The organism is Noviherbaspirillum soli (assembly GCF_015352955.1).
GTDB lineage: Bacteria > Pseudomonadota > Gammaproteobacteria > Burkholderiales > Burkholderiaceae_D > Noviherbaspirillum_A > Noviherbaspirillum_A soli.
In genome coordinates this window covers 1-10,901 of the sequence record NZ_JACYOX010000075.1, presented here as the reverse complement: position 1 = coordinate 10,901, position 10,901 = coordinate 1, and the positions used below count along the sequence as shown (strand labels likewise).

7 protein-coding genes and 1 pseudogene are annotated in these 10,901 nt (G+C 57.5%); 1 reads left to right on the top strand and 7 read right to left on the bottom strand.

What is annotated here, in order from left to right; all coding sequences use genetic code 11:
* Positions 1–91: 91 nt before the first annotated feature.
* From IGW04_RS24910 to IGW04_RS24880, 7 genes and pseudogenes are all read right to left on the bottom strand, one after another.
* Positions 92–3,058: a formate dehydrogenase subunit alpha gene (locus tag IGW04_RS24910; protein ID WP_194715796.1), complete on the bottom strand. Its 2,967-nt coding sequence runs from the start codon at positions 3,056–3,058 to the stop codon at positions 92–94.
* A gap of 16 nt (positions 3,059–3,074) precedes the next feature.
* Positions 3,075–3,269 carry a hypothetical protein gene (locus IGW04_RS24905; protein ID WP_194715795.1) on the bottom strand — a complete coding sequence of 65 codons (195 nt, stop codon included), beginning with the start codon at positions 3,267–3,269 and terminating at the stop codon, positions 3,075–3,077.
* A 463-nt stretch (positions 3,270–3,732) separates the two neighbouring features.
* Complete coding sequence (phbB, locus tag IGW04_RS24900) at positions 3,733–4,473, bottom strand: acetoacetyl-CoA reductase (protein ID WP_194715794.1); 741 nt, start codon at positions 4,471–4,473, stop codon at positions 3,733–3,735.
* 51 nt (positions 4,474–4,524) lie between these two features.
* The gene (locus tag IGW04_RS24895) at positions 4,525–5,700 is read right to left on the bottom strand and encodes an acetyl-CoA C-acetyltransferase (protein WP_194715793.1); all 1,176 of its coding nucleotides are present in this window, start codon (positions 5,698–5,700) and stop codon (positions 4,525–4,527) included.
* Between the two features lie 163 nt (positions 5,701–5,863).
* Positions 5,864–7,845, bottom strand: a pseudogene (acs, locus tag IGW04_RS24890) (acetate--CoA ligase).
* 37 nt (positions 7,846–7,882) lie between these two features.
* Positions 7,883–9,547 (bottom strand): cation acetate symporter, encoded by a 1,665-nt coding sequence (locus IGW04_RS24885; protein WP_194715792.1) that lies wholly within the window; start codon positions 9,545–9,547, stop codon positions 7,883–7,885.
* Positions 9,544–9,852 (bottom strand): DUF485 domain-containing protein, encoded by a 309-nt coding sequence (locus tag IGW04_RS24880; RefSeq protein ID WP_194715791.1) that lies wholly within the window; start codon positions 9,850–9,852, stop codon positions 9,544–9,546. The genes IGW04_RS24885 and IGW04_RS24880 overlap by 4 nt, the downstream gene beginning before the upstream one ends.
* 456 nt (positions 9,853–10,308) lie before the next feature.
* On the opposite strand from IGW04_RS24880, the gene IGW04_RS24875 reads away from it, so the two are divergent.
* A complete protein-coding gene (locus tag IGW04_RS24875) occupies positions 10,309–10,542 on the top strand; it encodes a hypothetical protein (protein WP_194715790.1) in 234 nt (77 codons plus the stop codon).
* The last annotated feature ends 359 nt before the right edge of the window (positions 10,543–10,901 follow it).

The window sequence follows — 10,901 nt, the reverse complement described above, 5'->3', positions numbered from 1 at the left end:
GCTGTTGCACTCGATGCAGCGCTCCGCGTCGCAGATGAATTTCATTCTTGCCATTTGCTATTCCTCTTTATTCGCTGTTGGCTACGCCGCATCAGGCCACGATCTTTTCGATGTTGCAGATGGTGGTCTTGGTTTCCTGCATCATCGTTACAACGTCATAACCGTAGGTGGTAGCGGTATTGACCGCCTCGCCGCGCACGATCGGCGACGCGCCTTCCGGGTAGTACTCCTTCATGTCGCGACCCTGCCACCAGCCCGAGAAGTGGAACGGAATGAAGGCAGTGTCCGGGCCGACACGTGGGGTCACCAGCGCCTTGACCTTGATGCGGGCGCCAGTCGGCGTGGCCACGATCACGTACTCGCCATCGCGGATGCCGCGGTCGGCTGCAGCCTTCGGGTTGATCTCCACGAAGTTTTCCTGCTGCAGTTCGGCCAGCCACGGATTGGAGCGGGTTTCCTCGCCGCCGCCCTCGTACTCGACCAGACGGCCGGAGGTCAGGATGATGGGGAATTTCTCGTACAGCTTCTGCTCGACGTTCTTGTCCTGCACCGACTTGTACAGCGTCGGCATGCGCCAGAACGCCTTCTTGTCGTCATGGGTCGGATACTTGGCGACCAGGTCAGGCCGGGTGCCGTACAGCGGCTCGCGATGCTTCGGCACAGGGTCGGGGAAGTTCCAGACCACGGCGCGCGCCTTGGCATTGCCGAACGGATGCACGCCATGCACCTTCATCGTCACGCGCTGGATGCCGCCGGACAGGTCGGTCTTCCAGTTCTTGCCTTCGGCAGCCTTCTTTTCCGCCTCGGTCAGGTCATCCCACCAGCCCAGCTTCTTCAGCAGGATATGGTCGAACTCCGGGTAGCCGGTGGTGATGTCCGAGCCAACCGAATGCGAGCCGTCCTCGGCGAGCAGGCTGACGCCATCGCGCTCGACGCCGAAGTTGGCGCGGAAGGTGCCGCCGCCATCCATCACGTGCCGGGTGGTGTCGTACAGGTTGGGCGAGCCCGGGTGCTTCATTTCCGGCGTGCCGAAGCATGGCCACGGCAGGCCGAAATAGTCGCCGGTGATGTCGTAGCCGGTCGCCGCGTCCTTGCCGCCCTTGGCGCGCAGGGTTTTCACGTCGAACAGATGCATGTTGCGCATGTGCGCCTTCAGGCGCGTCGGCGACTGGCCGGTGTAGCCAATGGTCCAGGTGCCGCGGTTGATCTCTTCCAGCATCGACTCCGGTTCCGGCTCCATCATGCCGCCCTTGCCCGGCACCAGCTTGATCTTTGCCACCAGCTCCTTGGCGAAGCCCAGCTTTTCCGCCAGCTGGTACATGATCATGTGGTCGGTACGGGACTCGAACAGCGGCTCGATGACCTTCTCGCGCCACTGCACCGAGCGGTTCGACGCGGTGGCCGAGCCGGAGGTCTCGAACTGGGTGGCGGCCGGCAGCAGGTACACCGCGCGGTTCGGGTTCAATTCCTGGCCGTCGACCTTCATCGCCGCCATTGCCGCGGTGGCCGAGGGATACGGATCGATCACCACCAGCAGGTCCAGCTTGTCGAAGGCCTTCTTCATTTCCAGGCCGCGGGTCTGGGAGTTCGGCGCATGGCCCCAGAACACCATCGCCTTGACATTGCTGTCCTGGTCGATCAGCTCGTTCTTTTCCAGCACCGCATCGACCCAGCGCGACACCGTGGTGCCGGACTTTTCCATCATGGCCTGCGAGGCGAACTGCTTCTTCACCCATTCATAGTCCACGCCCCAGACATTGCACCAGTGCTTCCATGCGCCGGTGGCCAGGCCATAGTAGCCGGGCAGCGAGTCGGGGTTGGGGCCGACGTCGGTTGCGCCCTGCACGTTGTCATGGCCACGGAAGATGTTGGTGCCGCCGCCGGACACGCCGACATTGCCCAGCGCCAGCTGCAGGATGCAGGAGGCGCGCACCATCGCATTGCCGATGGTGTGCTGGGTCTGGCCCATGCACCAGACCACGGTCGAAGGCTTGTTCAGCGCCATCGTCTGCGCGGCCTTGAACACTTCCGCTTCCGGCACGCCGCAGGCTTCCTCGACACGGTCGGGCGTCCACTTCATCACTTCTTCCTTGACCGCTTCCATGCCGTAGACGCGGTCATGGATGTACTTCTTGTCTTCCCAGCCGTTCTTGAAGATGTGGTACAGCATGCCGTACAAATAGGCAATGTCCGAGCCGGAACGGATGCGCACGTACTGGTCGGCCTTGGCTGCGGTGCGGGTGAAGCGCGGATCGACCACGATCATCTTGCAGCCGTTTTCCTTCGCATGCAGCATGTGCAGCATCGACACCGGATGCGCCTCGGCCGCGTTGGAGCCGATATACATCGCCGCCTTGGCGTTCTGCATATCGTTGTAGCTGTTGGTCATTGCGCCATAGCCCCAGGTGTTGGCAACGCCGGCCACCGTGGTGGAGTGGCAGATGCGGGCCTGGTGGTCGCAGTTGTTGGAGCCGAAGAACGAGACGAACTTGCGCAGCAACTGTGCCTGCTCGTTGTTGTGCTTGGACGAGCCGACCCAGAACACCGAATCCGGGCCATTGGTCTTCTTCATGTCCAGCAGCCTGGCCGCGATCTCGTTGTAGGCCACGTCCCAACTGATGCGCTGATACTTGCCGTTGACCAGCTTCATCGGGTATTTCAGGCGGTACTCGCCATGGCCGTGCTCGCGCAGCGCCGCGCCCTTGGCGCAATGCGCGCCGAGGTTGATCGGCGAATCGAATACCGGCTCCTGGCGCACCCAGACGCCGTTCTCCACCACCGCGTCAACCGCGCAGCCCACCGAGCAATGAGTGCAGACGGTGCGGCGGACTTCGATCTTCGCGCCCGGCGCGCCGGCCTTGGCGCTGTCGGCCGCATTGGATTTGCGGATCAGTCCCAGCTGCGCCGCTGCGATGCCGGCGCCAACGCCGATGCCGGAGCGCTTGAGGAACATGCGCCTGTCCATGGTCGGCAATGCGCGCGACAGAGTATCAGCCAGGCTGGATGAAAAACGCGTGTTCGAACGCTGGCCCGACTGGCCTTTGCGAGTCAACAGCATGGAGGTCACCTCGAAATTAGATAGTGGTAGTGCGGTAGTACTTCTTGACGTGCTCGCTCAGGCGATAGCTGTTGCCTTCCGGCTCGGCAGGCTGTTCGGCGATGGCTTCGACCACGTTGGCGGGTGACAGCTTGGCGGCGACGCCAGCGGCTGCAACCAGCCCCAGACCCGCGAAAAAGCTTCTGCGGGCGGCCTTTGTTTTTCCTGACATGGTTTACTTCCTAGTCGATAGATTTAAATATCTCGGTTGCGGTGTCTGGAAGACGTTCTGCAAACCGTCAAACTTTCTGCCGATTTAAACCTTTCGAGCAAAGATTTTTCCTCCAAATTACAACCCATGGGACGCCTTAAAGGGACGACATTTTGACCCTTAGCTTGTAAATTTGGCTTGATCTAACAAGCAAAACATTAATTATGACCCAAATAACGTTGCGACGTTACCCAAAAAATTCAATCGAGAGATACCACGCACTTACGATGGTCTCCCTACGAGTGCCAACTCATCAGCCGGCTTCGCATTTGCAAATCTCGAGACGTCAAAATAAAGTCCTCGATCAGTTTAAAAGTAATTAACATGCCAGTGGCCGAACGGCGTGAGCCCGTTGCGAAAGGCAACTGCCCAATTTGGAACGTTCCTCCATGCAAGGCGCGGCCTTTGCACTGACAAACACTTGTCAAGACATGTGCTGGCCGCCATTGATGGCGATGTTGGCGCCGGTCAGGAAGGCCGCCTCGTCCGAAGCCAGGTAAGCCACCAGGCCCGCCACTTCTTCCGGCTTGCCCAGGCGCGCCATCGGAATCTGCGGAATGATCTTGGTATCAAGCACCTCCTGCGGAATCGCCATCACCATCTTGGTGCCGATATAGCCCGGCGAGATCGTGTTGACCGTCACCCCGCGACGCGCCACTTCCAGCGCCAGCGCCTTGGTGAAGCCGTGCATGCCGGCCTTGGCCGCGGAATAGTTGGTTTGGCCGAACGCGCCTTTCTGGCCGTTGACGGAGGAGATGTTAATAATGCGGCCCCAGCCGCGCTCGGTCATGCCATCGCATACCGGCTTGGTCATGTTGAACACCGAATCGAGGTTGGTGCGGATGACCGCATCCCATGCCGTCTTGTCCATCTTCTTGAACGTCATGTCGCGCGTGATGCCGGCATTGTTGACCAGCACATCCACCGGTCCCAGGTCCTTGGCGATCTGGGCGATGCATTGCTGCGCCGAGTCGTAGTCCGCCACATCGCAGGGATAGGCATAGAACTTGTAGCCCTGCTGTTCCATGCTGGACAACCATTCGGCGGACTTGGTGTTGCCCGGCGAGTAGGTTGTCACCACCTGGTAGCCGAGGGCCGCCATTTTCACGCACACCGCTTCACCGAGGCCACCCATGCCGCCCGTAATCAATGCAATCCTAGCCATGTCTGCTCCTGTCTTGAATGACGAATCAAAAAGTTGGCGTTGCCGCCGGTCTCAGCGTTCGACTGCCAGTGCTACGCCCATGCCACCGCCAATGCACAGGCTGGCCAGCCCGCGCTTGGCATCGCGCCTGACCATCTCATGCAGCAGCGACACCAGGATGCGGCAGCCGGAAGCGCCGATCGGATGGCCCAGCGCAATCGCGCCGCCATTGACGTTGATCTTGCTGGTGTCCCAGCCCATCTGGCGATTGACCGCAATGGCCTGCGCGGCAAAGGCTTCGTTGATTTCCATCAGGTCCAGGTCTTCATGGGTCCAGCCAGCCTTCTGCAGGCACAGCTTGGTGGCTGACACCGGGCCCATGCCCATGATGCTGGGATCGAGGCCGGCCGAGGAATAGGCCTTGATGCGTGCCAGCGGCGTCAGGCCCAGCTGCTCTGCGCGCTTCGCCGACATCATCATCACCGCGGCGGCGCCATCGTTCAGGCCGGAGGCATTGCCGGCAGTGACGGTGCCTTCCTTGTTGAAGGCGGGGCGCAGCGCGGCCAGCGATTCCAGCGTGGTGCCGTGCTTGGGATACTCGTCGGTGTCGAAGGTGATCGCGCCTTTCTTCTGCGCGATCTGCAGCGGCACGATCTCGTCCTTGAAGCGGCCGGCTTTCTGGGCGGCTTCGGCCTTGTTCTGCGAGGCCATCGCGAACGCGTCCTGGTCCTGGCGCGAGACTTCGTACTTCTTCGCCACGTTCTCGGCGGTCACGCCCATGTGGTACTGGTTATAGACGTCCCACAGGCCATCGACGATCATGGTGTCGACCAGCTTGGCGTCGCCCATGCGGAAGCCTTCGCGGGAATTGTTGAGCACATGCGGCGACGCGCTCATGTTTTCCTGGCCGCCGGCGATGATGATGTCGGCATCGCCGCAGCGGATCGCCTGCGTTGCCAGATGGGTGGCCTTCAGGCCGCTGCCGCAGACCTTGTTGATGGTAAAGCCGGGGATGGCGTCGGGAAGGCCGGCCTTGATGACGGCCTGGCGGGCTGGATTCTGGCCCACGCCGGCGGTCAGCACCTGGCCCATGATCACTTCGCTGATGGCAGCGGGGTCCACACCGGTCTGCTCGAGCAGTGCCTTGATGACGCTGGCGCCCATGTCGGCGGCGGGAATCTTGGATAGCGTGCCGCCGAATTTGCCGACCGCTGTTCTCAATGCTGCAACAATAACGACATCGTCCATTGCGTTTCCTTTAACTTTCAAAACTTCTACTGCCCATTTTTTAATGACATTCTTTTGCCATTTTACGGAGGCCATTTCACCACTCGGGCTTTACTCGCACGCGAATAGCGTCGTCATTGAACATGCTTTGGCTATCGCTCTCGTCACGCCGTGCGTGGATACGTCAGAGTACTTGCCGCAACTGGTCAAGAATGGCGGGGTTCTCCAAAGTTGACGTGTCTTGTGTAATTTCCTCGTTATTGGCCATGCTGCGCAAGATGCGGCGCATGATCTTGCCTGAGCGGGTCTTGGGCAGATTGTCGCCAAACCGGATTTCCTTAGGTTTCGCAATTGGTCCGATTTCTTTGCCTACCCATTCCCGCAATTCTTTGGCAATCTGCATGGCTTCATCGCCTACCGGACGGGCACCTTTCAAGACCACGAATGCAGAGATCGATTCGCCGGTCGTTTCGTCACGCTTGCCGACCACGGCTGCCTCCGCCACTAATGCATGCGCAACTAGCGCGGATTCGATTTCCATCGTCCCCATGCGATGTCCAGAAACGTTCAATACGTCGTCAATGCGGCCAGTAATGGTAAAGTAGCCTGTATCTTGATCCCGTATCGCGCCATCGCCGGCAAGATAAGTGGCGCCGCCAAGCTCGTCCGGAAAATAGCTGGCCTTAAAGCGCTCCGGATTACCCCAGATGGTTCGAATCATCGAAGGCCATGGCTTTTTAATAACGAGCAGCCCACCCTGCCCGTTCGGCAGGTCTTGGCCGGTTTCGTCTACCACGGCTGCCATCATTCCTGGAAGCGGCAATGTGCAGGAACCAGGCACCATTGGTGTCGCCCTGGGCAGTGGAGCAATGACGTGACCTCCGGTTTCCGTTTGCCAGAACGTGTCAACAATGCCACATTTTTCCCGACCAACGTTTTTGTAATACCATATCCATGCTTCGGGATTGATTGGCTCTCCTACTGACCCCAAAAGACGCAGGCTCGCAAGATCATATTGAGAGGGATGCACTGCCGGATCTGCATCAGCTGCTTTGATTAGAGAGCGGATTGCCGTCGGCGCGGTGTAGAAGATGGTTGCTTTATGTCTGGCAATCATGTCCCAAAACCGGCCAGCATTGGGATAGGTCGGCACGCCTTCAAACACGATCTGTGTCGCGCCTGCCGCCAGCGGTCCGTAAGCGATATAGGTGTGCCCGGTAATCCAGCCGATATCGGCGGTGCACCAGAATACGTCCGCCGGTTTAAGGTCAAACGTCCACTTCATTGTCACGGCAGCCCACATTAAGTAGCCGCCAGTTGAGTGTTGCACGCCCTTCGGGGTTCCAGTCGACCCCGAAGTGTACAAGACAAATAATGGATGTTCAGCGCTTACCCATTCAGGCTCGCACACTTCGGGTTGTTCAGCCACCAAATTATGCAGCCAAACATCCCTTCCTGCTGTTACCGTTGTCTTCGCTCCTGTACGTTGATACACAATCACATTCCGAACACAGCTGCATCCGCCCATGCCCAACGCTTCATCGACAATCGACTTGAGCGGGAGTTGCTTGCCACCACGCACCTGCTCGTCGGCAGTAATGATGGCGACTGCGCCGGCATCGATTACTCGTTCCTGCAGTGACTTTGCCGAAAAACCGCCGAAAACAACGGAATGGGTTGCGCCAATTCGGGCGCATGCCTGCATGGCTGCAACGCCTTCGATGGACATCGCCATGTAAATGATGACCCGGTCGCCCTTCGCAATACCCAGTTCCTTCAGGCAATGGCAAGCTTGCAGACTTTTTGATGAAGTTGTCGATAAGTGGCTGTGGTGACCTTGCCATCGTCGGCCTCAAAAATGATCGCTGTTTTGTCAGCATTGCCATTTTCAAGATGGCGATCAAGACAGTTATAGGAAGCGTTCAGTTCGCCGTCCTCAAACCACTTATAAAACGGCGCATTCGTCTCATCGAGAACTTTGGCAAAAGGCTTTTTCCAGAATAGATTCTCACGCGCCAGCTTGGCCCAAAACCCTTCATAGTCCCGCGCGGCATCCGTGCACAGCGCCGCATACGTTGTCATCCCGGAAATTGTCGCTTGTGCGACCAGATCTTGTGGTGGCGGAAAAACGCACGTTTCATGCTGTACCGATTCGATCCTTGACATGATGGTCTCCAGTGTAAATGTTTTTAGATTTCAACCTTTAGTGCCCCGATGCGCCTGCGGCACCGATGCCGGTTTCAGAGCGGACTTTCATCGCTTCGAATCCCGCACGGTCGAGCTTGGCCCGCGCGCTATTGTCGGTAATGGAAAACAGCCAGATACCGAAAAAGCCCGCGGTCATCGAGAACAGCGCTGGCGATGTGTACGGGAAAATTGCATTAGCATTGTGAAAGACATCAACCCAGACCGACTTGGACAGCACCGTCAACGCCACAGCGGTGACAAGTCCGAGAAAGCCTCCAATAGTGGCGCCGCGCGTGGTGCAGTCGGGCCATAGCACCGCCATGAACAGGACTGGGAAAGTCGCCGACGCCGCAACTGCAAACGCCAGTGACACCATGAAGGCGATGTTCTGCCGCTCGAACACAATCCCAAGAATGACCGCAATGACGCCCAGCGCCACTGTAGTGATGCGGGAGACGCGCAACTCATCCGTGCTGCTGGCTTTGCCTTTCATCATCACTACTGAATATAAGTCGTGCGATACAGCCGACGCGCCTGAGAGCGTCAGTCCAGCAACGACTGCGAGAATGGTAGCGAACGCGACCGCCGAGATAAAGCCGAGGAAGACGTTGCCGCCGACCGCTGTCGCAAGATGCACCGCTGCCATATTGTCGCCGCCAAGCAATTTGCCAGCCGCATCTTTGAACACTGGGTTTGTACTGACGAGGACGATCGCACCGAAGCCGATGATAAAGGTGAGCAAATAAAAATAAGCGATCCAAGTTGTTGCCCAAAACACGGACTTGCGGGCCTCTTTGGCGCTTGGCACGGTGAAGAACCGCATCAGGATGTGGGGTAGACCGGCCGTGCCGAACATCAGCGCCATGCCAAATGAGATGGCCGAGATGGGGTCCTTGATGAAGCCTCCAGGCGCCATGATCGCATCTTTTTTCGCATGCACTTCGACGGCTTTTGCAAAGAGCGCCTCTGGGCTGAAGTGAAACTGGTAAAGCACCATGAACACCATGAAAGTCGCGCCGCCAAGAAGCATGATGGCCTTGATGATCTGCACCCAGGTCGTAGCCGTCATGCCGCCGAAAAGCACATAGATCATCATTAGGGTGCCGACGATGATCACGGCCATCCAATACTCCAGGCCGAATAACAGTTTAATTAGTTGTCCCGCGCCGACCATTTGCGCGATTAAGTAGAATGCTACAACGACTAGCGTGCCGGAAGCGGCAAAGACGCGGATTGGACGTTGCTCAAAGCGGTATGCGGCGACGTCGGCAAAGGTAAAGCGTCCGAGGTTGCGCAGCCGCTCGGCCATCAGAAAGGTTAGTACTGGCCAGCCGACCAGGAAGCCAATCGAATAGATCAGGCCGTCATAGCCATTCAGGTAGACCGCAGCCGAGATTCCAAGAAACGATGCTGCTGACATGAAGTCGCCTGCAATTGCAAGACCATTCTGAAAACCGGTAATGCCGCCGCCTGCCGTATAAAAGTCCGATGCGGACTTGGTTTTGGAGGCCGCCCACTTTGTAATAAACAGTGTAAAAACGACAAAGGTGGCGAACATAATAATTGCCGTCCAGTTAGTGGGCTGCTTGATGGTCTGCCCCAGACTGTCACCGGCAGCAAGCGCACTCTCCCAAGCCCAAGCAAGAGCCAATAACGCGGAAATTTGTTTGTAACGTGTCATTGGAGGGCCTTTTCCCGGATATCAGCGGTCAAGTCGTCAAATTGGCCATTGGCGCGGCGGACATAAATGCCAGTAATGACGACGGTAAACACGATCACGAACAGGCCAATCGGTATGCCCCATGTCATGACGCCGTCGCCTAGCCGTTTTGCGAGTAAGTCTTTGTTAAAAGCGATCAGCAAGATATAGCCGTAGTAGACAATCAACATGATCACGGCGAGGGTCCAACTGTACCTTGACCGCGTTGTCACTAGGCGATGGTAGCTTGCGTTTGATTTTATTCGTTCGACAAGATGGTCTTCCACGTTCGTCTCCAGTAATTATGCAGCTAACGATAATACGAGCCCATGCTTACGACAACATTACGACCGCTATGTCAGTTACGACTGCCTAAACGTGTTCGACGATGGTTACCTAAAAGTGAACCTCAGCTCAGCTTAACAGGCTGCTGAAATACTTCCCGCAGATGTCGGCGGAATAGATGGCTGCACCGTTGATCTGGCACTACCCACTTCTGTTGGGTACGTGTTGTACCAGGCATCCGGCACCTTTACCCAGTCCGGCGGCGTTACCAAGTTCAACTTTACGCCAGGCATCAGTAGCAGCCTCCGATTGTTCCTCGATACGAACTTGAACACGACTTTCGGCGCACCTGGAAACGGGGCAACAGTCTGGACCACGGCTAGTGCCGGCGACGACGTGCTGATCGCAAACGGTACTCCGACCACTGGCCAGAGAGTGCTAAACCCTACCCTGAGCACTTGCGGCAATGGCATCATTGCGGCAGCTTCGGTGCCACCTCGACCTTCTCTCTGACCGCTTCCGGCAGCCAGTACTTCATCGTACCGAACCCGTTCTACAATGTGTCATTCCAGTCGGAGCAGCTAAACAACCTTTCCGCTACCGGCACGCAAATCATTAACGGTTCGCTGGACGCGGTGATCAACAATGCTGTCAAGAGCCGGGCAGCGTTGCGCCGAGCCGTCTGTGCCTGATGGAGCTGGTCTGAGCCGTCGCTGTCAGCAAGCTTAAAAATTATTCACTGCTACCCATTCGCAGTTGATTAAATTGCCATACAAGGCTGCTGTTTTTTTGATTTCTTTATTCTCGCCGAGAGTGAGAATCGACGCTTGCCGATCCTACCTCGGCAAGCTTTCTCCCATATTTAGCCCTACTCCTCCAGCTTAAAACTATTCCGGTCCTGGGTAAGCCCGATGATCAATAATTAACCTCAGTTCGGGATAAGGATTTTCTTTGTAGACATGATTGAGCGCCTCCGTTGCGCTTCGTAAGATTGGGTTTGCACACCGATCAATCGCCACGAAGCAGGAGGCGCTCATGGACAGTCTAACGG